Origin of the sequence: Xanthomonas codiaei (assembly GCF_002939785.1) — a bacterium.
GTDB lineage: Bacteria > Pseudomonadota > Gammaproteobacteria > Xanthomonadales > Xanthomonadaceae > Xanthomonas > Xanthomonas codiaei.
Window position 1 is genome coordinate 66,155 of the sequence record NZ_MDEC01000021.1, and the last position, 24,528, is coordinate 90,682.

18 protein-coding genes and 2 pseudogenes are annotated in these 24,528 nt (G+C 63.5%); 14 read left to right on the forward strand and 6 right to left on the reverse strand.

Translation table 11 applies throughout. From position 1 onward, the window contains the following. Positions 1–3: 3 nt before the first annotated feature. The 12 genes from XcodCFBP4690_RS15080 (at position 4) to xopZ (ending at position 12,892) form a co-directional block, all read left to right on the forward strand. Positions 4–1,926, forward strand: coding sequence for an FHIPEP family type III secretion protein (locus XcodCFBP4690_RS15080; protein WP_104542062.1), 1,923 nt, complete (start codon positions 4–6; stop codon positions 1,924–1,926). Next, on the forward strand, positions 1,926–2,570 hold the full coding sequence (gene sctP, locus XcodCFBP4690_RS15085; protein WP_167394642.1) for a type III secretion system protein SctP: 645 nt from the start codon (positions 1,926–1,928) through the stop codon (positions 2,568–2,570). Before XcodCFBP4690_RS15080 ends, sctP begins: the two co-directional genes overlap by 1 nt. 129 nt (positions 2,571–2,699) lie before the next feature. Beyond that, positions 2,700–3,614: a type III secretion system cytoplasmic ring protein SctQ gene (gene sctQ, locus XcodCFBP4690_RS15090; protein WP_104542064.1), complete on the forward strand. Its 915-nt coding sequence runs from the start codon at positions 2,700–2,702 to the stop codon at positions 3,612–3,614. Then, the gene (gene sctR, locus XcodCFBP4690_RS15095; protein ID WP_104542066.1) at positions 3,601–4,245 is read left to right on the forward strand and encodes a type III secretion system export apparatus subunit SctR; all 645 of its coding nucleotides are present in this window, start codon (positions 3,601–3,603) and stop codon (positions 4,243–4,245) included. Before sctQ ends, sctR begins: the two co-directional genes overlap by 14 nt. A gap of 4 nt (positions 4,246–4,249) precedes the next feature. Then, a complete protein-coding gene (gene sctS / locus XcodCFBP4690_RS15100; RefSeq protein WP_104542068.1) occupies positions 4,250–4,510 on the forward strand; it encodes a type III secretion system export apparatus subunit SctS in 261 nt (86 codons plus the stop codon). Beyond that, complete coding sequence (locus XcodCFBP4690_RS15105; RefSeq protein WP_104542070.1) at positions 4,507–5,319, forward strand: 4-hydroxyphenylacetate catabolism regulator HpaA; 813 nt, start codon at positions 4,507–4,509, stop codon at positions 5,317–5,319. The genes sctS and XcodCFBP4690_RS15105 overlap by 4 nt, the downstream gene beginning before the upstream one ends. After that, on the forward strand, positions 5,316–6,263 hold the full coding sequence (gene hrpD5 / locus XcodCFBP4690_RS15110) for an HrpD5 family protein (RefSeq protein WP_104542072.1): 948 nt from the start codon (positions 5,316–5,318) through the stop codon (positions 6,261–6,263). Before XcodCFBP4690_RS15105 ends, hrpD5 begins: the two co-directional genes overlap by 4 nt. A 10-nt stretch (positions 6,264–6,273) precedes the next feature. Continuing rightward, the gene (hrpD6, locus tag XcodCFBP4690_RS15115) at positions 6,274–6,516 is read left to right on the forward strand and encodes an Hrp regulator HrpD6 (protein ID WP_104542074.1); all 243 of its coding nucleotides are present in this window, start codon (positions 6,274–6,276) and stop codon (positions 6,514–6,516) included. Positions 6,517–6,601: 85 nt separating this feature from the next. After that, positions 6,602–6,874 carry an HrpE family protein gene (gene hrpE, locus XcodCFBP4690_RS15120; protein ID WP_104542076.1) on the forward strand — a complete coding sequence of 91 codons (273 nt, stop codon included), beginning with the start codon at positions 6,602–6,604 and terminating at the stop codon, positions 6,872–6,874. A gap of 54 nt (positions 6,875–6,928) precedes the next feature. Beyond that, entirely contained in the window at positions 6,929–7,411 is a 483-nt protein-coding gene (locus XcodCFBP4690_RS15125; RefSeq protein ID WP_104542078.1) for a CesT family type III secretion system chaperone, read from the forward strand. 172 nt (positions 7,412–7,583) lie between these two features. Next, complete coding sequence (locus tag XcodCFBP4690_RS15130; RefSeq protein WP_167394645.1) at positions 7,584–8,693, forward strand: pectate lyase; 1,110 nt, start codon at positions 7,584–7,586, stop codon at positions 8,691–8,693. 236 nt (positions 8,694–8,929) lie between these two features. Then, entirely contained in the window at positions 8,930–12,892 is a 3,963-nt protein-coding gene (xopZ, locus tag XcodCFBP4690_RS15135) for a XopZ family type III secretion system effector (RefSeq protein WP_104542080.1), read from the forward strand. Positions 12,893–12,996: 104 nt separating this feature from the next. Here the strand turns inward: xopZ and xopF1 are convergent, their stop codons facing one another. From xopF1 to XcodCFBP4690_RS15155, 4 genes are all read right to left on the reverse strand, one after another. After that, the gene (xopF1, locus tag XcodCFBP4690_RS22475; RefSeq protein WP_146091914.1) at positions 12,997–15,018 is read right to left on the reverse strand and encodes a type III secretion system effector XopF1; all 2,022 of its coding nucleotides are present in this window, start codon (positions 15,016–15,018) and stop codon (positions 12,997–12,999) included. Next, positions 15,015–15,458 carry an Hpa3 family type III secretion system protein gene (gene hap3 / locus XcodCFBP4690_RS15145; RefSeq protein ID WP_104542082.1) on the reverse strand — a complete coding sequence of 148 codons (444 nt, stop codon included), beginning with the start codon at positions 15,456–15,458 and terminating at the stop codon, positions 15,015–15,017. Before hap3 ends, xopF1 begins: the two co-directional genes overlap by 4 nt. A gap of 567 nt (positions 15,459–16,025) precedes the next feature. Beyond that, positions 16,026–18,878 carry an HrpF/NolX family T3SS translocon protein gene (locus XcodCFBP4690_RS15150; protein WP_104542084.1) on the reverse strand — a complete coding sequence of 951 codons (2,853 nt, stop codon included), beginning with the start codon at positions 18,876–18,878 and terminating at the stop codon, positions 16,026–16,028. A gap of 504 nt (positions 18,879–19,382) precedes the next feature. Beyond that, positions 19,383–20,768, reverse strand: coding sequence for a hypothetical protein (locus tag XcodCFBP4690_RS15155; protein ID WP_244183674.1), 1,386 nt, complete (start codon positions 20,766–20,768; stop codon positions 19,383–19,385). A gap of 584 nt (positions 20,769–21,352) precedes the next feature. Between XcodCFBP4690_RS15155 and XcodCFBP4690_RS15160 the strand changes: the two are divergent. Then, positions 21,353–22,011 (forward strand): annotated as a pseudogene (locus XcodCFBP4690_RS15160) (transposase); the annotation flags it as partial. A gap of 90 nt (positions 22,012–22,101) precedes the next feature. Then, positions 22,102–23,204, forward strand: a protein-coding gene (locus tag XcodCFBP4690_RS15165; protein ID WP_104542104.1) for an IS3 family transposase whose coding sequence is annotated in 2 segments (ribosomal slippage) — positions 22,102–22,351 and positions 22,351–23,204 — 1,104 coding nt in all. Because the reading frame shifts where the segments join, the coding sequence is not laid out codon by codon here. Positions 23,205–23,327: 123 nt separating this feature from the next. Here XcodCFBP4690_RS15165 and XcodCFBP4690_RS15170 read toward each other — a convergent pair. Together XcodCFBP4690_RS15170 and XcodCFBP4690_RS15175 are read right to left on the reverse strand one after the other, a co-directional pair. Beyond that, positions 23,328–24,056 (reverse strand): annotated as a pseudogene (locus XcodCFBP4690_RS15170) (XVIPCD domain-containing protein); the annotation flags it as partial. 8 nt (positions 24,057–24,064) lie between these two features. Continuing rightward, a partial coding sequence (locus XcodCFBP4690_RS15175; protein ID WP_146091915.1) for a transposase occupies positions 24,065–24,528 on the reverse strand: 464 nt, incomplete at its 5' end.

The following is a 24,528-nucleotide window of genomic DNA, read 5'->3' on the forward strand; positions in this document are numbered from 1 at the left end:
CGTATGCGCGTGACACGGTACTTTGCATACACCGGTGAAGTGGCGATTGCCGCTTTGGTGGTGGCGGTCATCGGCCTGATGATCCTGCCGCTGCCCACTCCGCTCATCGATACCCTGCTGGGCATCAACATCACCTTGAGTGTGGTGCTGCTGATGGTCACGATGTATGTGCCCGACTCGCTCTCGCTATCGTCGTTTCCCTCGTTGCTGCTGTTCACCACGCTGCTGCGGCTGTCGTTGAATATCGCCTCGACCAAATCGATCCTGCTGCATGCCGAGGCCGGCCACATCATCGAGAGCTTTGGCGAGCTGGTGGTCGGCGGCAACCTGGTGGTGGGCCTGGTGGTGTTCCTGATCATCACCACGGTGCAGTTCATCGTGATCGCCAAAGGCTCCGAGCGCGTTGCGGAAGTGGGTGCACGCTTCACCTTGGACGCGATGCCCGGCAAGCAGATGAGCATCGATGCCGACCTGCGCGGCGGCAATCTGAGCGCAGACGAAGCACGCAGCAAACGCGCGCGACTGGCCATCGAGAGTCAACTGCACGGCGGCATGGATGGCGCCATGAAATTCGTCAAGGGCGATGCCATCGCCGGCCTGGTGATCACCATGGTGAATATCCTGGCCGGCATCGTGGTGGGCGTGACCTACCACGGCATGAGCGCAGGCGAGGCGGCCAACCGCTTTGCGATCCTGTCGGTCGGCGATGCCATGGTGTCGCAGATCGCCTCGCTGCTGATCTCGGTGGCGGCCGGCGTCATGATCACCCGCGTCGCCAACGAGAACGAGGCCAAGACCAGCTCGCTCGGGCTCGAGATCGGCCGCCAGCTCACCGGCAATGCGCGCGCCCTGATGGCCGCCAGCGTGCTGCTTGCCTGCTTTGCGTTCGTTCCGGGATTTCCTGCGGTGCTGTTTCTGCTGCTGGCGGCGGCAGTGGGCGCGGGCGGCTATACGATCTGGCGCAGGCAACGCGATGTCAGCGGCAGCGATCGGCCCACGCTGCCATCGACCAGCCGCAAGGGCGCCAAGGGCGATGCGCCGCACATCCGCAAGAGCGCTCCGGATTTCGCCTCGCCCCTGTCGATGCGCCTGTCGCCGCAACTGGCTGCGCGGCTGGACCCGGCGCTGCTGGATCAGGCGATCGAGAACGAGCGCCGGCAGTTGGTGGAGGTGCTGGGCCTGCCGTTTCCGGGCATTGCGATCTGGCAAAGCGATAGCCTGCAGGACCTGCAGTACGAAGTGCTGATTCACGACGTTCCGGAAACCCGCAGCGCGTTGAGCGATACCGCGGACCTGCAGAAGGCGCTGGCCCAGCAGGCGATCGCGCCGCTGCGTGCACGCGCGCATCTGTTCGTCGGCATCCAGGAAACGCAGTGGATGCTGGAACAGGTAAGCGCGGACTATCCCGGGCTGGTGGCAGAGGTCAACAAGGCCATGCCCGCCCAGCGCATCGCCGACGTGCTGCGGCGGCTACTGGAAGAACGCATCCCGGTGCGCAACATCAAGAGCATCCTGGAAAGCCTGGTGGTGTGGGGACCGAAGGAAAAGGACCTGCTGATGCTGACCGAGTATGTGCGCTGCGATCTCGGCCGCTATCTTGCGCACACGGCGACCGCAGGCACCGGGCAGTTGCCGGCGGTCATGCTCGACCACGCAGTGGAACAGTTGATCCGGCAGTCGATTCGCGCCACGCCGGCAGGCAATTTCCTGGCCCTGCCGCCGGAGCAGGCCGGTCAGCTGGTCGAGCAGGTGGAACGCATCGTCGCAGATCAGGCACGGCATCCACTGGCAGTGGTCGCATCGATGGATGTGCGCCGTTATGTGCGCCGCATGATCGAGGCGCGCCTGGACTGGCTGGAGGTGTATTCGTTCCAGGAACTGGGCGCAGACGTGCAGTTGCAGCCGATCGGCAGAGTGGTGGCCTGATGCGCAGGCCACCGGTCCGCCACGTGCGTATTCTGCCAGTCGCCGGGCCATTGCCGCCGCCGCACACAGCGCCCACGCCGGTGCAGGCGACCCAGCGTCTCGGCTTCATGCAACTGCGCCGACGCCTGGGCAACGTGCTTCCCGGATTGCCGGACGTGGTATTGCCGGAGGACGAAGAGGGGGAGGAGGACGATGCTCAGCCGCTGCCCGACGCGGCCGATGCTGCCAGCGACAGCCAGGGTCCTGCGCCGCCAGGCGCGCCCCCTTGCCTGGACGACGGCAATCGTGGACGGATCGCCCGAAGCAAGGACAGCGACACCTTGGGGCGGCAGATCGCCACCGAATGGATCCGCACCCAACGCGCGCAGATGGCCATCCACCACATCGCGCTGCGGGTGGCAGAGTTCTGCAATGCCACGCCGGTGCGCGGTGCAGGAATCTGGGAGGCCTGGCTGGAGATCAACCACGACATCCTGCCGCAGACCAGGCTGTTCTTGAGGCTTTCGCCAGACCAGCTACTGCTTCGCTTCGACAGCGGCTCGCCCGAGACGCGCGAGGTACTTTGCAATGGAAGAAAGCGCCTGCATACCGCATTGAAGGCTGCGCTCAGCGACACGCTTCCGATCAGCATCGAGGTCGTCTAGCGCCGCACATGCAGAACAGCCATATCGAGGGACCCCGCTTTGTTAACCGAGCAGAGCCCAACGTCACCGGTACGCGACTTGTCGCACGCGCTAACCCGCGTCCCTGCTGCGCGTGCGCAGCTCGGCAGGATGCTGTGCGACCGGCGTACCGCGCGATGTTGCAGCTTCACCCCGCACCGTCGCGGTATCCGGGCAGCGGAGGCGGCGCGCCTGCAGCTGCAGTTCGATAGCGGCAGCCTGGAGTTGCGGATCGCCGCACGTGACAGCCTGGCGCTGCTGTTGAACGAAGGCGATGCCACCTTGCGCACGGCGATCGCCGGTGTGCTGTTGAGCGAGCCGCTGCACGCCTTCGAGCCGCTGGGATTGGGTGCTGCCGAGGTCGTTGCGTTCGAGCGCTTTGCAGACGCAGTCGATTGCCTCGATATCGGCATCACGTTGGGCGGCATCGATGCGATCGCAGAGACCGCCAGCCCACTGCTGCTTGCCGCCCTGCAAAGCGCGACCGCTGCGCTGGCGACGTCGTCGCCATTGCCTGCCTGGCTGAGCGAACTGCGTTTGCGCACACGCCTGCGCATCGGCCAGCGCACGGCACCGACGACACTGCTGCAATCGCTGCGCCCGGGCGATGTGCTGATGCACGCGATTGGCCCGGCTCCTCTGCGCAGCGGCCAATTGCTCTGGGGCATCCCCGGAGGTGCGGTATTGCGCGCTTCGGTACGCCTGAACCCGCAACAGATGAGCCTGGAGACCGCACCTGTCATGCAGCACGATACGCCCGCGTCCGATCCCTCGCCGTCCACCACCGACATGGCGGCACTGGAACTGCCTGTGCAACTGGAAGTGGACCAACTTGCGCTATCGCTGTCGGTTCTATCTGGCCTGCAGCCCGGCCACATCCTCGAACTGCCGGTGCCGGTGGATCAGGCCGACATCCGTCTGGTGGTCTATGGCCAGACCATCGGCATCGGCAGGCTGCTGGCGGTGGGCGAACATCTTGGCGTGCAGATCCTCAGCATGTCGGAGACCGCACATGCAGATGCCTGATGTCGGCTCGCTGCTGCTGGTGGTCATCATGCTGGGCCTGCTGCCCTTCGCAGCGATGGTGGTCACCTCCTACACCAAGATCGTGGTCGTGCTCGGCTTGCTGCGCAATGCCATCGGCGTGCAGCAGGTGCCGCCCAACATGGTGCTCAATGGCGTAGCGCTGCTGGTGTCGTGCTTTGTGATGGCGCCGGTGGGCATGGAGGCGTTCAAGGCGGCGCAGAACTACAGTGCCGGTGCCGACAACAGCCGCGTGGTGGTGCTGCTCGACGCCTGTCGCGAACCATTTCGGCAGTTCCTGCTCAAGCACACGCGCGAGCGCGAGAAGGCCTTTTTCATGCGATCGGCGCAGCAGATCTGGCCCAAGGACAAGGCCGACACGCTAAAGCCGGACGATCTGCTCGTGCTGGCGCCGGCGTTCACGCTCAGTGAGCTGACCGAAGCGTTCCGCATCGGATTTCTGCTGTATCTGGTCTTCATCGTGATCGATCTGGTGGTGGCCAATGCGCTGATGGCGATGGGTCTTTCGCAGGTGACGCCGACCAACGTGGCCATCCCGTTCAAGCTGCTGTTGTTCGTGGCGCTGGATGGCTGGTCGATGCTGATCCACGGCCTGGTTTTGAGTTATCGGTGACGCCATGGAGCATGACGATCTGGTGCGCTTGACCTCCGAAGCCCTGTTGCTATGCCTCAAGGTGTCGTTGCCCGTGGTCGGCGTCGCCGCGCTGGCAGGCTTGCTGATCGCCTTCATACAGGCAGTGATGTCGCTGCAGGATGCGTCGATTTCGTTCGCGCTCAAGCTGGTGGTGGTGGTGGCCGCCATCGCGTTCACCGCACCCTGGGGGGCCTCGGCGATCATGCAGTTCGGCCAGGCGCTGATGCAGGCGGCCTTTCCATGATCAGGCGCATTTTCCCAGGGTCTGTGCCGCGCTCGCCGACTGCGCCAGGCGCCTCGCACCACCATGCCGATGCGCCGGCCACTGGCGCGCAGCCACTGGCGGACACGCCCCATCATGCCCCCCGTCTGCGCCCTGCTCCGCCCCGCAAGCGGCGACGCGGCATGCGCTCGCTGGATGGCATGGACGACGAGCTCGACGCCACCGAACAGGAAGACGCCGAAGCGGCGCGCGTATCGGCCCTACGCGGCCGCGTCAGCATCGCTGCCGCTCAACCCCAGGAGCAGGGACAAAGCCAGGACGACCAGCAAAGCGCGGGTGGTCGCGCACAGGCCAGCGACCCGCAGGCAGAGACGTGGCCAAGCGTCGCGCCGATACACGCGGACGAGGATGTGCGAGCGGGCGTCCAGGCAGTCATCGACCGCTATGCGGCAACGCAGGCTTCCGACCAGACGGTCAGACGACACGCCCTCACCGCTGCGTTCGTTGAGTTGCGTGACATCGGCATTGCCCATCCGGGCGCCGTATCGCTGACCGCCATGGTGTGGATGTTGATGCGCGAGCACCTGCAATCGGGCCTAGCGAGCAGCTTGTCCGAACCCATGGACACCTTGCGCAAACGCCTGGCGGAGATGGTGCACGCGCAACCGGAGCCCACACCAGAGTTGCGCAGCTACAACTTGCTGCTGCCACTGATACTGATCAGCGCGCGAAAGCCGCGCAAACCCGCTGATTGTGCGCGTGGCATCACGCGCCTGAACACGCTACTGATGGAACACCAAAACGGGACCTCTCGGGGGATTCGTGCATGACCATGCAACTTCGCATACTGACGGGAATACACGCCGGCGCGCGATTAGATTTGCAGCCAGGCAGCTACACATTAGCCGCCGATCCCCAGGCCGAGATCCGGATCGAAGACTGGCCTGATCGCCCGCTCATTATCGAGGTGGATGCAGATGGTCAAGTTCGTTATCGCAGCGACGCGTTGCCAACAACACCGTTTGTTGCGCTGCATCCAGTGCGCTTTGGTCCGTTGGTGCTGTGCATCGGCGAGGCTGCGGCCGATTGGCCGGACGATGTGGCGCTGCTGGAGCGTTTGCTATCTCCAGCCGCGCCACCGGCAACACCCCCGCCACGCAGCCCCAGGGGCGCTGCGATGCGCGCAGTGGTGGGTGCCATGCTAGCGCTGGCCGCCGCAGCGCTGTTGCCCTCCCTGCTGCCGGCATTTCTCTCCAATGCCGCTGCCCCGCACAGCCAGGACAATCAATTCAATCAGGTTCGATTCCTGCTGAAACAGCTGGGCTTGCCTGAAGCGCGCGTGGAGCGTGTCGGTGCGCGCGTGCGGGTCGAGGGTCTGGTGACAAGCAGCGCGGATGCGGCACGCCTGCGTGCGCAACTGCATCGGTATCAACATGCGGTGACGGTCGATGTGGTGGTGGTGGATGAGGTATTGGCAACCCTGCGCGATACCTTGGCAGACCGCGATCTGAGCGTGCGTTACGACGGCCATGGGGTTTTTTCCATTGCCGGCAGCAGCGACAACGCGGAGCGTGCGATCCGGCGGCTCGCCGACCTGCGCAGCGATCTGGGCCCGGAAATCCGCAAGCTGCACGTGGACATCACTCAGCAGGACCCGTCGGTCAAACCGCCAGCGAACTACGATGCCGCGCTGCTTGCCGACGGCTTGCATTACGTCGAGACCCCGGACGGCACCAAACATCTGACTTCCCTGCCGCAGCAGGCGGCGCCATGAGAACCGCACCATGTTCGATGCCATGACCGACACGGTCACCCAGGATATGAGCAAGATCTTGCAGACCAAGGCGGAGGATCTCTCCGGCGAGCGACTGCGCAACATCGATGCAGCGCTGCACACGACAGCCCAACAACTCCGTTTGCACTGGGCTGCAGCGAGCGATCAGGCCGAGCGCAACGATTTCACCGTCTTGCATGACGGCCTCAACGCCGCGCGCGACATCGTTGCGCACATCGCCAGCATGCCTTGACCATCGAGTTCCTTGGCCACACTGGTCAAGCAAAACGCGCCGGTAGGCGCTCCACGTCACTTGTCTTTAGCTAAGGAGTATTCGCATGTTAGAGTTACAGTCACTAAAGTCGCGATTGGGCCAGGGAGGGGACCTGATCACATCAGACTTTTCAAGCAGATGGGACAGCCACGCTAGCACTCAGACTTCGGAGAATCAGATGGTTAGCCTGATGGGCGGCATCGGCAAGTCGGCCGCAGCACAGGAGCGCATGAACAACTACCTGACCGAGAAGAAGAACGAAGTCGATTTCAACGTGGCGCTCAACAAGTTCATCGGCAAAGCAGGCGACAACGCGAAGCAGCTGGTTGGCCAATAACTGGCCTGACATGACGCAGGGCCGGTGCATGGCCCTGCGCATGTCGTACGACAGATGAGCAACGGCCGATTCGAAGCGATCGTTCAGCAGATGTGCGAAGCACTGGACCTGCCGGATGTGCAGGCAGTGCTCAGCAAACGCGTGCTGTGGGTGGACGGGTTTGAAGTCTATCTGCATATGCCCGCTGCCCAGGCCGACGACGAAGCACAGCAAGCACCGGAGGAAGAAGCGCTCTACCTACGCATCTCCTACGGCCTTGCTCCTGCGGGACGGACCCTGACGGTGTTTCGGCTGTTGCTGGAAGCCAACCTGTCGGTCTATGCGCAGGACCAGGCGCAACTCGGGTTGAACGATGCCGGTGTGATCGTCCTGGTCGTGCGCGTCCCGCTGGACGACGACGTTGACGGCGCGTGGATCTGCGATCTGCTCGCCCACTACGCCGAGCATGGCCGTTACTGGAACAACAATATCTTCATTGCACACGACGAAATGTTCGAAGGAATCGCGACGGGAAACTATCTGTGGCTACGTGCATGAGATGCCAGACCTGGCATGCGTGCTGATGCTTGCACCGAGACAGGCATGACTCGGCAGCACGCCAGCTGCGGCTTGCGCATCCGCTGCGCCGTGTCACATGACCACGCTGCCCTGCTGTTATCCCCTTAGCAGGATTTCTTCCGCCATTCATCTTCCGCAAGGACACTCGCCAATGAATCTCGCCATCCCCTCCAACACCACTGCGAGTCTACAACCGTCCTCGTTCTCCCTGTCGTCGCAGCAAGCCCTCACCGCTGTGATCATGAGCATGCTGGCGTACTGCATGCAGCGCATGCTCAGCGACATGCTGCAACGACAGGATCGGGCATCCAGTGACGGCCAGCTACCGGCCACCCCTAACCCGGCACCCTCGATGCCGCCTTCGGGCCCGCCCTGTTCGACCACCCCCGGCGGACAACACGGCAGGGGAAACGGCGATGGCAGTGGCGGCAATGGCGGCGGCTACAAGGGCAACGGTGGCAACAGCGCAAACGGAGCAGGCAACGGCGCATCGCCCGGCAACCCGGGTCGACCGACAACGCCGCCCGGCAATGGCCAGCCGGTCACGTCCAACCCCAGCGGCACGCAAGCGCCGCTGCCTTCCGGCAAGGTCGTCACCGCTCCCCCCGGCGTGCAGAACAAGCCCATCGTGGTGCACAAAGGCGAGGTCTTCGACGGCAAGGGTCAGACCTACATCGGCGGCCCCAGCCTGGGCAAGGGCGATCAGGACGAGCACCAGCAGCCTCTTTTCATCGTCGAAGACGGCGGCAGCCTGTGCAATGTCCATATGAAAGGTGGTGGCGACGGTGTGCACTTCATCGGCAGCGGCAAGATGGTCAATTGCGTCAACGAAGACGTCAGCGAGGATGCGGTCACCATCGATGGCCAGGGCAACCGCGATCATGATGCGCGCATTGCCGGTTCCAGCCCGGAGGTCAGCGGCCGGCCGAAGGTCGAGATCATCAATTGCACCTTCAACGGCGCCGCAGACAAGGTCGTGCAGGACAATGGCACCGCCGACGTGGTGATGTCGGGCTGCACCGTCAACGGCGCCGGCAAGGTGTTCCGCACCAATGGCGGGCATTCCGATATCGACACGCACCTCCAGGTTGAGAATTGCGACTTCAATCAGGTCAAGGAGGCGATCTTCCGCACCGATTCGCCAGGCGCGACCGTGCTACTGAGAGACACGAAGACCGATGCGCCCGAAGAGGTGATTGCACCCAACGCGTCCCAGGCCGTTGGGGCCACACGCATTGGCCACAAGGCCTACAGCGGTTGATTGCACACCGCACGTTCGCTGTGCGCCGATACCCGGCAGATGCACTGCATTGATGCACCTGCCGGGTATCGGCGCCTGCTGGGGGCTAGATCGCCGCACGCCGGCGCATCGGGCGCGGCCTCTTGTCTTGCGCGGTTGGCACTCAAGCATGATGGCGCGAGGATTTGGGGTACGTGTGTTGTCTCGCCAATCGCAAGGCAGGGCATGACTGTAGATCCACACGCGAGGTGTCTAGCGTGACCCGTATCCGCCCTTCCACCACGACATTTGGGCTACCTGGCAACAGCCGTGGCGCAGCGCATGCGGGTACGCCGTCGCCGCACAAGCAGGCCCATCACCGACTGCATCAACTGGATGGCCCAGCGGCCGAGTCCGAGGCACGCGCTGCAGAACTGGATGTGGCCGCACGGGTGCATCGCTACACCGCAGCCGCTGCCGATGCCGAGCGGGGCACGCCTGCACCACGCAAGACAGCCAGGCTGCGCGGCGTGCGGGAGTCGTTGCAGAAACTCGCCCGACTCGCCGGTACGGCGGTGGGCATCGCGCGGCAGTCCACTCCCGACCATACGCGCCTGCTGCGCTACCAGGGCACCTCTGCGCAGCCTGCACCGCCGGCTCGGTCGGAACACAGCGACTGGCACACCCTCGCTCCTTTGCAGATAGCGACGTTCTCCGCCTCGCAACGGCTGAGCGACGCCCGGATCGCCATGCGCAAGGCCGCAGCGCTGGAGCGCCTGGTGTTGCTGCATATCGATCGCCTGGAGCAGGACACCAGCCTGCATGCCAGACGCGCACCGCGCCTGGCCGACCGTGCCAACGACACCCGCAAACGCCAACAGGTGCTGGCCACCTGGAGCGCATTGCTCCGCACGCACATTGCCGGTTGCAGCGAGCGCCTGACGCGCACTGAGCAGCAGCTGCAGCAGCAACTGGACCAGCTCACGGCCATGCCGGCGCCTGCTGCAAACGGGCGTCGAGCGCGCTTGCGTGACCTGCTCACGCACGAAGCCGAGCTGGAGCGCATCCGCAAGCAGCACCAGCACGCGCAGCACCTCTCCACCCTGCGCGAGAAACAACAGGCCATGCTGCAACGCATGGAAGTGCGCGCCGCCAGCCTCGACACCACACTGGCGCAGGCGCTGCAGTCTGCACTCATCGTAGCCGACGACCTGTTCGAGACCGCTGCACGCGCCGACGATCTGCGTGCACTGCTGCCGGCGCTGGCAGATCTGACTCAATCGCTCGAGGAGGAGGTTGACCGCGCAGCGGCCGATGATCTGCGCGCCAGCCAGGCGCTGCAGGCCGCCTCGGACGCGCTGATTGCCGCGCAGATTGCGCAGACCGCATCCAGCGCAACCGATGCCGCTACTGCCACTGCCTTGCGCAACCGCCTGTCGACCTGGGCGAGCGGGCTGTCCACCACGCGTTTCGCAGACCAGGCCGTGCCTGCAGCGGGAATCGTGGCCATCGCGCTAGGTGCGCTACGCTCGGCGGTGGCCGGTGTGCTGGGCGACAACCGCGCTGAGGCCGCGGCGCTGCTGCTGGCCACCTTCGACCGTGTCCACGGCAGCACCTGGAGCGCGCTGATTCCCGCCGATCCGGAACGGCCCGAGGACCCGCCGGGCACGACGATGGGCGAGCACTCCGCCATTCCCCGTGCAGCGATCGAGGTGGCAACAACGCATTGGCTGGAGACGCTGGCGCGGGTGCCGCGCGGCCGTCAGGTACTCGGCCAGCTGATCCAGGCGCGCCACGAGCGTGCCGCCGACCCCGGCCGCCAGGACATCGCGCGGATTGCGTTGCGGGCCGATGCGCTGCTGCGCGCCACGCCTGTGGAAGATACCGCCACGCGGTGCTGGCTGAGCGGAGCCCGCCGCGCCGCCGGTATCGCCCTGCACGCGGCCGACCCGGCACACGCGTTGCGCACCTGCAGCGACGACGAACGCGCGGCCTACCATGCGCTGCGCAACGGCTACGAGTCGCGTGCTCCGGATTCAGCGTATGCGCGCGCAAACGCCCACCTGCAGGCGTTCGGCGAGGCAGTGCGCACTGCCACCTCGCCGCATTCTGCCGGTGCACACGCGAGCGCTCCCAATCCACTGCATGCCTTGCCGGAGGGGCTGGAGGTCGCATCGGCCACCGCACTGCCAACACCGCGTCGACGCGCCAACCTGGCCCTGGAGCACGCCGCGGCTGCCTTGATCGGCTACCTGGGGGCATTGCATGCGGCCCGACCGCAGGGCGGTGTTCCATCGCAGGCCGAGTTGCACTGGCAGGCGGCGGCCGAGCTGCTGCAATGGGTCGATGAGGACGTGGACCGCAGCCGCGTGGTCTTCGATGCCGCCACCCTTGCACGCATCACCGAGCGTGCCGCAGCACTGCACGACCACCATCAGGCGCAGGCATCCCGGGCCCCGGGCGGCACAGCGGTGCAGGCAACGGCACCGGAAGGATTGCAGCGTGCCTGGGAGCAGGTGCGAAGCGGCCGCTGCAGCGCGCCAGCCGCGCTCGATCTGTTGCGTCACTGCCTGTCTGCGGTGCGGGCGGAGCACGCAGAGCGAGCGGCGGAGCTGCAAACAAGCGATCCCTCGCCGCAGGCCAGCTTGTGGCTCGCCCATGCGGAGGACTGCCTGGCGCATTTCGACACCGCCGTCGACAAGGCCTTGCAGTTGACGAAGCAGACCGGTACCGGCGCCCTGGCCCACCCCGAGGCATTGCTGGACCTGCTGCGCGACATGCTCTCGCACCTGGAATGGCGCGACCGCTGGCGCATGACCTGCCAACACACCTCGGGCGTCAATCTCGCACCGCTTTCGGCGGCAGCTGCCATTGCAGGGTCTGCCTTCGGCCTGGGCACGCGACTGATCGCGAGCATGCAGTGCAATCGCGATGCCTCGCTGGAGTTCTACATGGGACGCACCGGCTTGTACCTGCAGATCAGCCGCCAATCCGCGACGCAGCGCCAGCTTGGAGCAGGCCTGACTGTCGGCTATGGCATCGATATGGAAAGCGACTACGCCGCAGCAGGGGTCTCGGCCGCCGTGGACTGGCGCTATCGGCGCGAGACCGGCGTGGAAGACGGCCTGCAGATCCGTATTCCGCGGCTGGGCAAGGGCCGCGAACCGGAGCTGCTACAGGCATTCTTGCGCATGCTGGAGCAGCTGATACGCCGCGCAACGCCCGATCCGTCCGCACACCCCATTGGCGCGGACTGGATGCAGGCATTGCTGGCCGAGCATCCGGATGCCAGCGTCGGGCTGATCGACCAGGCCGCACGCGTCAGCCAGGGCACCGAATGCAGCGCCAGCGTCAGTGCCGGCGTGCGTGCAGGCGATGCGCACGGCCGCCGCGCGGGCGCCGCGCTTGGGCTCGGCGTCAGATCGCGCCAGGACCTGGGCTGGACAACGACGACCGTGGCAGGCTACATGACCACGCACTACTGCGACGCCACCGCCGCACGCCGGGTGGAAGTGGCTGCACGCCTGACGGCAGGCGTGCAACTGGCGCTTGCCAAGCATCCACGCACAGGCGCATCGGCGACGCCTGCGGCCAGCACCACGGTCTCGGCACTCGATGCTGGGTATGTCGCGGAAGTGAGCGCGGACGTGGCCACCGCCTTCTGCACACTGTTCCAGTTTGGTGGTGAAATCGATCCGGCCCGCAGCGACCGCGCAACCGACTTCGCGCAGTTCGCAGCGTTCGAGCGCCTGGTCCGCACCCAATGGGAGCGCTGGGCCGACTACGGCATGGTCAAGCTGGGCAACGATGTCGACCAGGCCTTGAAGCCCGTGCTGGCAGAGCTGCAACTGGAGCATTTCATGCAGCAGGCCAGGCGCTTTGCCGATGGCAACGCGCTGGCTGCGCTGTTCGCCGACGAGGCGTTGCGCAGCGAAGTTGCGCCGCTGCTGGACGTGCACCGCGCACTTGCACTGGTGGCGCAGGACGCTGGTGACGACACACGTGCACTCGCCGAGCGCACCGCCTTCGACGCGTTGCTGCAGCAGCCTGCCGTATGGGAGCCGACGTTGCTGCTGGTCCGCGAGAAGGCAAAACTGATCCAAGAACGTGGCCTGGACTTCATCGTCAAGCGCCAGCGCAACCGCATCGCCGAGGCCATGCGCACGGTCGGTCAATGGCCAGCGTACGAAACGGTGCCGCGCGCCGCAGAGCCCCGTTGTACTCCCAGTGTTCGCACGTGAGCCGCGCACCAGACTGCGCCGGGGCCGCCGACAAGCGACAGACGCAAGGGCGGTTGCGTCTGTCGTTGCGGCGTACGCTGTGGATCAGCTGCGGGATCGATCGCTCACGGCCTGCCGTCTTCCCACTGGCGAAGTTCCTCGCTTTGGTGCAATGCCTGCCTGAGCTTTTGTAGCTCGGTCTTGAGTGTATTGGTCAGGTCGTTGCTTGGCACGCCGCTGAACATCGCCGCCTGCCCAGCGTGCAGGCGGTCGAGCACAGTGTCGATCGTCGCAATCGAGACGGATTGCGTGCCGATCTCCGTGCGCAATTCCTCCAGGGCTTCACACAATCTCCCTGCCAGCGGCCCAGTTGCAGGCGCAAGCGGCTGCCCCTCCTCCACGGCGCGCGCAATCTCTGCCGATGTCGGCGCCGAAAACAGCGCGATCGCCACCTCGATGGGTTCGGCCAGCGCCTGAAGCGTGCCTGCGATGGTGCGTTGATGATCGGCGGCGTTGGCGGCGCGTTCTTGGTCCAGGCGCGTCGCCTGGGTGGTGTTGGCGCCGTTCTTGGCCTTGAGCGCATTCCAGACCGTATCGTTGAACAGTGTCTGCGCTGCCTGTTGCACGATCGTGGCGGTGGAATTGATGGCTTCGCCCGCAACGCTGCCGTTTGCGTTACCGCCACGCAAGGGCGAAGCGATCAGGCGGCCGGCCCCGAGCGAGGCGAAATTGACCATCACGTTGCTGAGCATGTGACGGACCAGCACATCGCGTACCGCAGTGGTGACCGCGTTGGTGGTGCTCAAGGCCTGCCTGGCCAACGCCAGGCCTTCCATCCCGGTTTCCAGCAGGTAGTTGGGGAAACGCACAGCGTCGGACCATTGCGCGGGCCGACGGGTCTTGTCCGGCAATGCCAGCGCAAACAGGTTCAGCCGCTGCTGTCCACCAAGCAGATCGGGCACGCGCATCTGGCCGGTACTCGCAACCGCCTTGCCGGTTTCGAGTATCGCCTTCTGCACCACCCCTGCCCCGCCGATGGCGAGCGCGCTCAGACCCAGTTGGCCGGCTGGCGTGCGCGTGCCCGGGTCGTCGGAGGTCTGCCGCGCCGCGTTGAACCCCGCGTTGATCGTCGGCTTGAGCAACAAGGTGTCCAGGGACTTGTCGTCCAGGGTCGATTGCCACTGGATGATGCCCTGGCGGAGGTCGTAGGTCTGCGCCTTGAGCTTGGGAAGCGTTTCGGTGTTGCCTTCGCCGGGACGCGTGAAGCGTTTGCCCTCGGCAGTGATTTCCAGCAGGGCCGGCGGCGGATCGGGTACCAGGATCTTGGGGTCGATGGTCTGGAACCGCGGCAGGTTGGCAACACGCGCGCGCCGATCCATCGCCGGGATCAGCAACGTATCGCTGGTATAGGACATCAGGCCCGCCACCGCGCCGGACAGCGCCGTCGTACTCAGCGTCTCCGATCCGGGCGCACGCGCGCCGTCGTAGGCTGCACCCGCGGCGAGACCGAATGGGGTCCGCATCGAGCCGATGATGAAGGCCCTGAGGCACTCGTAAGCGATCGGCCACGCTGCCTTTGCGCCTGCCGTCTTCATATCGCCGACGATCTGGTATCCGGCATCCGGCCCGAACGCGGCGATGCGTTCGTCCACGCGCGCGTCCGCCCATTCCAGATACGCGGCCTGCAGTGCCTCCTGCTCCTCCGAGGGCTCTGCAAAGTGCAGATTGCCCAGGCGAGTCCGTAGCTGCGCCTTCAACTCAGCGGCCGCCGCTGCGCTGCGCTGCGCATAGGTCGCTGCAGCGGCAGGCGCGTGCGGCTCATCGACGACCGAGGACGCGGAGCTTGCGTACGGAGTGTAAAACGCTGCGTCCGTCGACTCGGAAGAATGCGATGACTGCGAGGACCCCGAGCGATGCGATGCACCATGCGAGGACTCGGCATGACTTGCGTCGGTGGTCACGCGACGTGCAACCGGTGCGCGGCGACCGCGCAATACCTGGCCCGAAGAGGGCAGGCCGGCGAGCGGCCCGGTTGGCACTTCCGCCTGTGACAGGGCGACGGCCTCCTCGGCATGCGTCGGACGTGTGGGCGCAGGAGACGTTGCGCGGCCGCTGGGAGAGGTCCCGATGTTGCCGGAGAGCTTCATGAGGCCACCTCGGCCGTGCTGCCGGCCTGCGTCACCAGCGCGTCCAGCACCACACGTGCGGCAACTTGCCCGCGCTCCAGCGCAGTGGCCACGGCATCGGGCGTGCGTTCGATTAACAGCGGGCAGACACAGAGCAGACCAAGGTCCGAGAGCGTGAGCCGCCAGCCGTATTGGGTCAGCAATTGTTCCTGCAGCGCCAGCAGCGTCACCACATCCTCGCCGCCGAGTTCACGTGCGGCCAATGGCATGATCACTTCCGGAAACGCCGTCATCTCGCCCTGCTGCATCTGCGCGTGGACACGGCACAACATGCCCGCAGGACCAAGGATGGTTTCGCCTTGGCCAAGTCGCTGCGCAAGCTCCTCAGGTAACCCAAGACGGACTCCCAGGTTGGTGAAAAATGTGTCGTTCGCTGCGTGGAGATTTCCCAGTTCCGACATTGTCCGAAATCCTCGAGAAATTATGCGATGGGTACCGATACACCATTTCGGTAGGACGCAGTATCTGGCTCGCGATGCACCCCCGCACAAGACACCGCGAATGACTCGCGCCGCACACGAAGTCCACCTGTTGGAAATCGCGCGATCGAGACCTGTGTCATACGCAGCCCATGTCCGCGGAGCGACAGATGAATCGCATGAAAGACCGCGGGTAGCGGAACAACACGCATACTCCGTAGCGGCGTAGGCAAGCGCTTTTAGCAAGCGTGCTATCTTGACTGTCTCGCCGGACGCGCACCTACCGCACACGCCAGAGATCTTCAGGTCGAGCAGCCCGGAAATCGCAAGAAACATGTCCTCTTTGCGCTTTTCTTGCTCAAACACGGATATCGGATCAGTAAGCAAGTCTGCTCATACAAAACGACATCTTTACTTGACTGGCGCTGGCACGCCTCCGGTTCCCCAAATGCGTACTTGCAGAATGAGTCGAACAGCGCACTGACGAATCGGGCGATCAGGTTGATCGCCCGTCCGTTCGCGCAATAGGATGCCGATTGGGAGTGATCATTACCGACGCCGCCCACCCCTCAAGCTCCTGAGATTTTCCTTCATATCCGCCTCGAAATTGTCTGCAATGGGCTTGGGAATGCTCATTTTTCCGATCGGCACGCCACCTGCGCTCTCCAGATTCTGGCGGATCTCGCCTTCCTTCTTCTCCTTGTCCAATCGCATCTCTTCGTAATGCAAACCTGCCAACACGGGCACTTTGAGCATCTCAGTCGATTTGCTGATGCCGGTACCTACTAAATAACCTTTAACCGCATCAGTTGGCTTTTGCCGCCCGGCTGTCCCCTTGCCTCCTTTGGCTGCGCCCTCCGCTGTTCCCTTGGCCGCGCCTTTGCCTGCACCCTCGGTCGTCCCCTTGCTCGCTCCCTTGGCTGCACCCTCGCCTGCCCCTTTGCTCGCCCCCTTGGCCGCGCTCTCGCCTGCTGTCTTGGCTGCGCCCTCGGCGACCCCCTTGGCTGCCCCCTTGGCCGCGAGCCTGGCGGTAGGTCCGCCGACAGCGCCAATCGCCGCACCCGCCATGTTGATGCCGGCCAGTTCCCATGCGAGCTTCATGTCGCCGCCTTGCAATGCTGTGTCGAGCACCTGCGCCGCCTGCGCTTCGCTCTCCAGTGCCAGCGCTGCTGCATCGGCAAACTCGCCGATGATGGGGATGCCGTTCAATGCACTCAGTCCGACGGAGGCCCAATCCAGGATCTTGGCGTCCCACTTGAGGAACTCGTGCAATCCCTTGCCGACGGTACCGATGTCCTTTTTCTTCTTCTTGATGTCGGGCTGATCGGCCTTGCCCATCAACATGTCGGAAACAGCCTTCTTCTGGTCGGGCGACGTGGCCGCATGCGTCGGCGATTTGTCGACGGTCTTGTTGGCCGCCGTCATATGATCGTAGAACTGCCGAAAGTCCTTCTTGCTGATCTTGCCTGAGTCGACGACATGGCCGCCGCCGAAGAAGCTGTGGGGCTTCTTGTAGCCGGTGATGGAGTTGTTCAACAAGCCGAACAGCAGCGGGTCGCCCAGCAGCTGCTTGGCAGCGTCGCGAACTGCGGGGTCGGCCTTGTCGTCTTTGACGATGGTGTCGAGCTTGTCGCGGGTCACCTCCTTGCCGTCGCCGAAGAACGCGTCCTGGTGACTGTTGATGGTGTCCAGCGTTTTCAGTTCGGGCGCGGTCAGGTGTATCTGGGTTGCGGATGTCTGCAGGAAATCCGGTGTACTCATCGAACCCGAGTCTCCCGCCAGCGCCTTCCACCGATCGGGATGCTCTCGGAAATACTGGGCGGCGGCAATGACCTGCGGCGGGCGTTTTTGGGTCTTGTCGTCGCCTTCGACCAGATGCTTGAACGCGTCCTGGTTCAGGTCCTTCGGCAGATAGTCCGAGTAGCGATAGAACTCACGCATTGCGTCGCTTTCGGTCATGACCGTCGGTTCGGTCTTGTCCGGGCTGTCGGACGCCACATAGTTCTGCGTGTAGCCCTTGGCCTGCTTGGTGGCGTACTCCGCTACCTGCGCGTGGCCGGCCGAGAACTTGCCGAGATCGCCGGCCTTGATCTTTCCGCCGCATTTGCCATCGCCCTGCGAGCCGATGGCGAAGAACAGCCGCGGGTCTTTTTGCAGGTCCGTCAAGGCCTTCTTCAGATCCGGCGGTGTCGCCGGATCGTTGATCTTCGCATCGAGATCGGCCCATGCGAGCGGCAGCTTGTCCTTGTGGCGATCGAGCGTGGTGACGATCTCCAGTTCGTCCTGGGTGAGCGTCCCGCCATTCCAGGTGACCGAAGAGCCGTCCACCGGTGGCGGCAGGTCGCGGCCCTTCATTTTTTCTGGATTGTAGGTCGCGTTCTTCCCCCCCAGTGCCGTCACCTGCGGGTGACGGTCGGCAAAATCATAGAGGTTGGCGGCAATGAGCTTACCGTTGCACTTGCCCTGGTCGTCATGATGGTGTTTGCCGTGCCCTTGAGCCGCCATCGCGAAAAACAGGCCGGGATCCTGCTGCAGGCCTTGCAGCGCTTTCTTCAAGTCGGGTGGCGTGGCCGGGTCGTTGATCTTTTCGTCGAGCTTGGCGAACTCGATCGGCGTCATGTCACGATGCTGATTGAGCGTGGAGACGATCTCAAGCTGGGACTGCGTGAGCGTACCGCCATCCCAGGTTACCGATGAACCTTCTGCGGCGGGCGGCGGTGTCGCTCCCTTGATGTTCCTGGGATTGAACTCGGCATTCTTCCCGCCCAGATCGGTCACCTGTTGATGGTGGTCTGCAAAATCCCACAAGTCCTCGGCCTTGATCTTGCCGCCGCATTTGCCATCGCCCTGTGAGCCGATGGCAAAGAACAGGCGCGGGTCTTTCTGCAAGCCTTGCAGCGCGCTCTTCAGATCGGCAGGCGTGGACGGGTCGTTGATCCTGTCGTCGAGTTTTGCGAACTCGAGCGGCATCTTGTCCTTGTGCTGATTGAGTGTCGAAACGATCTGAAGCTCCGATGCGGTGAGCGCGCCGCCGTCCCAGGTCACCGATGAACCATCCACCGCCGGCGGCAGCCTGGATCCCTTGATGTCCTTGGCATCGAATGGTGTCGATAACGACGGCCAGGAGGTACGTTTCTCGATCGGCTGGCTCGCTTGCAGATCATCGTCTGAATACGTGGCCGGCCCCAAAACGCCTCCGCTGGGACACGTGCTCGGCGCGTTGCCGTAGGCGGCGGCCATCAAACGATAGATCTGCTCCAGGAACAGGGTATCTATCGCGAGCAACAGATCGGATTGGTTCATCGACGAATCGCATTCGGTCGACTCTGCGGACGATGAGTCATCCAGTGAAAGGAGAGACAGAGCCGTGGTGCTTCCAGTCGAAAGCGTGTTGAGCGACATGTATGCGGCCTCGCAGTGGCAAAGCAGGACAAAGCGTCTGTATATGAGTAGATGCTCATACGGCCGTACGGGCATGTCTCGTGCGGCGAACACAAATGTTGCCACCGCCGAAATCGGCCGGGTGCGCCTATGAACTATTTTGGCGATAAAAACGCAGAAAGCAGAGTGTGCGTGCGACGTCGTTTGTCGGACATCAGTACAGAAACAGCATGACCAACGCTAGTCGAGAATGTGATGGCGCACCACAGCGTGCTGCGTTTCCCGGCAGCGTTGTGAACTATCGGAGCGAGGTCAGGGATGTGTTCGGCGCTCGTTGCTCGGAGCGGCGTCGCCACGCTGCTCCGTCGATGCACAGCACCCCAGCGTTGATGTCCCGAAGCTCCACGATGGGGCCACGTTCGTCATTAGCTGCCTGTTCGCGAATCCGCGACCGGGAGATTCTGATCCGCAACGCCTGCGTGCGGGACACAAGACTTGCCCGCCATCTCTTGCGGAGCAGCAGCCTTACGGCACGGCCTGTCCATCCGCGAGCCATGCATATTCGCGTTCGCGGCCCAGGTAGCTGTTCTCAGGGGTCAGGAGTTGCTGTACATCTGCCCGGCCCCAGTCGTGCGGCTCGATGATCCGGCCGGCATTTCGCAGCTCCATGAGATGTCTCCGCACGCCATGGTAGCGCTGGACTGCGGCGGCGATCTCTGCATCGTCGAGTTTATCTTCCAGCAGTGAGCGAATATCCTCTTCGGTGAGGGAAAGGACGGCTCGCTCCATCTCGGTGTCCACTACCGGCGGCAGCGCGGTGCCATGAAACGCCCTTCGTTGCGGATCTTCCAGGTCCGGCTGTGCCGCGTCGGGGGCGGTCAGCTCCTTGCCAAAACAGTTGTCGTTATCGATGCCCGTGACCTTGGCACGACCATCGGACTCGACATGGATGAAATAGTTCTTATCGTGGCGATCAGCCTCACCCGTCAAATGATCGAGCAGCTGTAGTTTCATCACTTCAGCGCAGACCTTCGCCTGGGCCAGCGTGGAAGCATCGATCTCTTCGGCAGGTTTTCCCGGCGCGCGCTCCATGATCAGGCCCAGCTCGGGGTTGAAGGGGTCTTGACCCAGGTTGATCGGTGCCACATGCGTATCAACGATCACGTCAAACCCAAGCTTCCTTGCATAGGCCACCGTTGCGAGATTGCGCATCGCCGTTTGCGGATCTTCCCTGGAAATACCTGTCAACCTGGCAACCACGCTCCAGTGCTCCGGATCAGGTGGTTCGGGGTCGAGCGGTTTGAACACCGCGTTCATCGCCGCGCCATCGGTCTTGCGGACCTGGACCTCGTACACACTGTTGGACCGGCCGGCTCCCAACTCTCTCGGCGCCTGTTCCTGCGCGCTGGTGAAAGCGGGCATGGTGTCGTCGGTCATTTTGAGATTCAGCCGCGTGTACAGGCGATCGATCGACAAGCCATTCAATACTTCATCAAGCATTTCCCGGTCGCTGGCCAGCACACCTTTGCCTAGAATGCCCTCGTCGAGCGCTTCGGCCATTTTGCCGACCGCAGCCCAGGGATCGATCTGGCCGGCACGAGCGATGGCCATCAAATCGCTGCGCACCAGCGCCTCGAACGCAGCCCTTCGCTTGCCTTGCATCGGCTGGGGAACGCCTTTGCAGATCGCCTGCCATCGATCAGCCGCGGTGATCGGTTGCATCCTGGCCGCCCGCGCGGTGAGCCGATTCATTGTCTTTCCTCCGTCGGGCAACGCAAGGTCCACGAGTTGTTTCAGCGCCTCACGCCGAGCCTGCCTGAGCAGTCGCGCCTCCTGATTTAGCTCCTGTTCCAACAACGCGCCCAGCGTCTGGCGAGGAACCAGCGGTTGCTGCGGCACCGCGGGCGGCATGAATGGGCGGCTATCGGATGAGTGGAAGTGAATCTCGCCCCGTTGAGTGGGCGGAAGGCTATCCACCGTGCACGGCGCTGGCCGATGACGTGGGGCAACTGGTTGGCTGCGCGACGCGCTGCTCGCTGCGGAGCGCCGCATTGCTGTGCCCGTAGGCCGTCTAGGCGCTCGCCCCAGTGCCGGCGGTTCGCTCGGGACCACTGGCGTCGTTAGAGCCGGAGTGCACTGCACGTTGCCATGATCCGCACCGGAATGGTGCTTTGGAATACTCCGAAGCAGTTTTCGCAGCACGATGAATCTCTCTCTGTCATCGAGATGGCGCAGTGGTCGAGTATGCCGACACCTGACATCGGAACTGCCGACCGGAGCGAAAGGCAGAGCGAGGATGCGAAATCACCGGCAGGAAGGCGATGCGACGAGGCGCGCATTACCTGTTGCGGCGTGTCGCTGGTACGACCGGGAAGAGTTAGACGGATTGATACCATTCCGCTACAAAGGCACTGCGTCTTTTGCGGAAACTCTGAACAAGTTCCTCTGACCCTGCGACCATCGCCCATCGCCCATCGCCCAATGGGACGACAACGATGCGCCTGTCGTTCGGCGATGCGGCGTACAACGGCAAGCGCAGCCGGGCGCGTCGAGAGGTGTTTCTGGCCGAGATGGATCGAGTGCTGCCGCGGTAGGAGCTGTTGGCACCGATCGAGCCGCACTAGCCGAAGTCGGGCCAGCCGGGTCGGCAGCCGTATGGGCTGGACACGAGACTGCGTATCCACCTTCTGCAGCAGCGGTAAGCACTGAGCGACCCAGCGGCCGAAGATGCTTTGTAGTGCACGTCGTCGATGCACCGCTTTGCGAAGATCGGCGGGCTGAATGATGTGCCGGACGAGACCACGGCCCCTCAACTTCCATCGGCTGCTGGAAACGCACGATTTGGTACGCAAGCCATTCGGACAGGTCAATGCGCACCTGTCGCGCAAAGGCCAGAGCCTGCGCGGTGGAACCATCGTGGACGCAACGGTTATTGCCGCACGCAGTTCTGCCAATAATCACGATGGTGAACCTGATCCGGAGTGACGCAGACGAGAAGGTCAATCAGCGCCATGGATGATGAGCCCTGGCTGGTGCACCACGTGGAGTGCACGGCAGCCAACGTTGCGGCCATCGAATACGCAGGCCTAGAGGTTGCTGCACGGAAGGAGGACATATGTGCGGCAACAGCGGCTATACCGGGATGGACAGGCGCGGAGCATCCGTTCCGGGTGCTTCGACGTCCCCCCAATTTTGAGTAGCACGCCAGTTTGGAGTCCAATTCCCTACCCGAAGGAGATTGGACGTGAAGAAACGATTTACTGACGAGCAGGTCATCGGCTTTCTGCGCAAGGCCGAGGCCGGCGTGGCGATCAAGGATCTGTGCCGGCGACATGGCTTCAGCGAGGCCTCGTACTACCTGTGGCGCAGCAAGTTCGGCGGGATGAGCGTGCCCGACGCCAAGCGGCTCAAGGACCTGGAGGCTGAGAACGCGCGGCTGAAGAAGCTGCTGGCCGAGCAAGTGTTCGAGAACGACCTGATCAAGGATGCGCTGCAAAAAAAATAGTCAGCGCACCGGCGCGTCGTGCGCTGGTGCGCGCGTGGATGGGACGTGGCGCCAGCGAGCGCCGGGCTTTGGCCGCGATCGGCATGAGCGCCAGTGCGCTGCGCTACTGCCCACGCGAGGATCGCAACGTCGAACTTCGCGAGCGCATCTTGGCATTGGCGCATCGCCATCGCCGCTACGGCGTGGGAATGATCTATCTCAAACTCCGGCAAGAAGGCCGCATCGTGAACTACAAGCGTGTAGAGCGGCTGTACCGCGAGCAGGAGCTGCAAGTGCAGCGCCGCAAACGCAAGAAGGTGCCAATCGGCGAGCGTCAGCCGCTGCTGCGACCAGAGCAGGCCAACCAGGTGTGGTCGATGGACTTCGTGTTCGACCGCACCGCCGAGGGCCGGGCGGTCAAGTGCCTGGTGATCGTCGACGATGCGACACACGAAGCGCTCGCCATCGAGGTGGAACGCGCGATCTCCGGCCACGGCGTGGTGCGGGTGCTGGAGCGACTGGCACACAGTCGCGGCCTGCCGAAGGTGATCCGCACCGACAACGGCAAAGAGTTCTGCGGCCAGGCCATGGTGGCCTGGGCGTATGGTCGTGGCGTGCAGCTTCGGCTCATCCAGCCCGGTAAGCCGAACCAGAACGCCTACGTGGAATCGTTCAATGGCCGGCTACGTGATGAATGCCTCAACGAGCACTGGTTCCCCACACTGCTGCATGCACGTACCAACATCGAGCGCTGGCGACGCGAATACAACGAGGAGCGTCCCGAAAGAGCAATTGGTGGCATGACGCCTTCAGCGTATGCCCATCGGCTGGCCAACACCGATATCATCAACCCCGGACTCTAGACCCGCCTGCTACTCAGGATGGGAGACGTCGGGTCGAGTGCAAGCCCAAAGACGGTGACAATGCACCTGTAGGGCCATCTGAAGGCGCGTAGGACGCCGGTAGAAGCAACGGCTTCAACAGCCTCATACCATTTGAGGAGGCTGAGGCCCACCGAGCTGCTGATCCTGTTGCTGGACTTGTTGCTGGACTTGTTGCTGGACTTGTTGCTGGGCTTGTTGCTGCCGCTGCGTTTCATTCAGCGCCTGCAATTGTGCGAGGGACTGATCTACCGGCTGTGCAATAGCGTCGCTCGTTTTCATATATGCCCTCATATGAGCAGGATTATCTAATGCTCCTTCGACAACGAATACATTCTCGCCCTGCCCCACGGAAGCTGTTTGATTGCTCAACACAATATGATCGATCCGGGACAGTCCATTTTCCTTGGCTAGACACGCACTACTAGCGGCTAGCCGAGCGCTATTGTCGTCATAGTCTCGGCCAAGACCATGTTCAAGGCGGCGCACCGCATCTTCGGCTTGACGATGTAGCGGGTCTTGTGACGGCGCGGCGCCCTGAATATTTCGATACGTTGGCTCCGCATCGTGATCGTCTCTATATACCTCAGGCGGAAAGGTGCGCGGAGCAATCTGCTGCAACGTAGCAGGATCAATGTCACCCGTCTTAGAAAGGCCACGAGCTTCCTGGTAGTTCATCAATGCTGCCTGCATCGACAGGCGATAGACACCATCTTCCTGAAGAGGCTGGTTGTCCGCACCTCGGTAGCCCTCGGCATTCAACGTTTTTTGCACTCGACGAACCATATCCGAAGATTCGCCGATGCGGATTGTTCCATCATCCACGAATGGCCTAGAGCGTGTTATGAACTTTGAAATAGAGACGCGGCATTTCCAAGCATGAGGATGGAGAAGACGACGAAGTGGAGTCCGGCCAGGGTTTCCGGTAGGCGTTCGTAATCACGGGCCAGGCGTCGGAACCGATTGACCCAACCGAAACTGCGCTCTACGACCCAGCGGCGCGGTAGCAATACAAAGCCTTTCTTAGCCTCCGGCAGTTTTACGACGTGCAGCTCGATGCCTTCCTCCTGCGCAGCTTCGGCCGGCCCTTCGCCGGTGTAGCCTTGATCGACGAACGCCAGTTTCACCGTCTCGCCCGTGACATACTGAACTTCCTGCGCCAGCGATCGCACCTGGGCGCGTTCCTGCTCGTTGGCTGGGGTGACCTGCACTGCCAGCAAGTGGCCGAGCGTGTCCACCGCCATGTGCACCTTGCTGCCCTTCTTGCGCTTGTAGCCGTCGTAGCCGGCACGTGGTCCGCTTTCGC

Excerpts from the sequence above, each read along its gene's own strand:
- XcodCFBP4690_RS15125 (WP_104542078.1), top strand. The coding sequence starts at position 6,929 with ATGAGCAACGGCCGATTCGAAGCGATCGTTCAGCAGATGTGCGAAGCA.
- hrpD6 (WP_104542074.1), top strand. The coding sequence starts at position 6,274 with ATGTTCGATGCCATGACCGACACGGTCACCCAGGATATGAGCAAGATC.
- hrpD5 (WP_104542072.1), top strand. The coding sequence starts at position 5,316 with ATGACCATGCAACTTCGCATACTGACGGGAATACACGCCGGCGCGCGA.
- XcodCFBP4690_RS15130 (WP_167394645.1), top strand. The coding sequence starts at position 7,584 with ATGAATCTCGCCATCCCCTCCAACACCACTGCGAGTCTACAACCGTCC.
- hap3 (WP_104542082.1), bottom strand. The coding sequence starts at position 15,458 with ATGTCGGAACTGGGAAATCTCCACGCAGCGAACGACACATTTTTCACC.
- XcodCFBP4690_RS15150 (WP_104542084.1), bottom strand. The coding sequence starts at position 18,878 with ATGTCGCTCAACACGCTTTCGACTGGAAGCACCACGGCTCTGTCTCTC.
- sctR (WP_104542066.1), top strand. The coding sequence starts at position 3,601 with ATGCAGATGCCTGATGTCGGCTCGCTGCTGCTGGTGGTCATCATGCTG.
- XcodCFBP4690_RS15080 (WP_104542062.1), top strand. The coding sequence starts at position 4 with ATGCGCGTGACACGGTACTTTGCATACACCGGTGAAGTGGCGATTGCC.
- sctP (WP_167394642.1), top strand. The coding sequence starts at position 1,926 with ATGCGCAGGCCACCGGTCCGCCACGTGCGTATTCTGCCAGTCGCCGGG.
- XcodCFBP4690_RS15105 (WP_104542070.1), top strand. The coding sequence starts at position 4,507 with ATGATCAGGCGCATTTTCCCAGGGTCTGTGCCGCGCTCGCCGACTGCG.
- XcodCFBP4690_RS15155 (WP_244183674.1), bottom strand. The coding sequence starts at position 20,768 with ATGCCGCCCGCGGTGCCGCAGCAACCGCTGGTTCCTCGCCAGACGCTG.
- hrpE (WP_104542076.1), top strand. The coding sequence starts at position 6,602 with ATGTTAGAGTTACAGTCACTAAAGTCGCGATTGGGCCAGGGAGGGGAC.
- sctQ (WP_104542064.1), top strand. The coding sequence starts at position 2,700 with ATGCTGTGCGACCGGCGTACCGCGCGATGTTGCAGCTTCACCCCGCAC.
- xopF1 (WP_146091914.1), bottom strand. The coding sequence starts at position 15,018 with ATGAAGCTCTCCGGCAACATCGGGACCTCTCCCAGCGGCCGCGCAACG.
- sctS (WP_104542068.1), top strand. The coding sequence starts at position 4,250 with ATGGAGCATGACGATCTGGTGCGCTTGACCTCCGAAGCCCTGTTGCTA.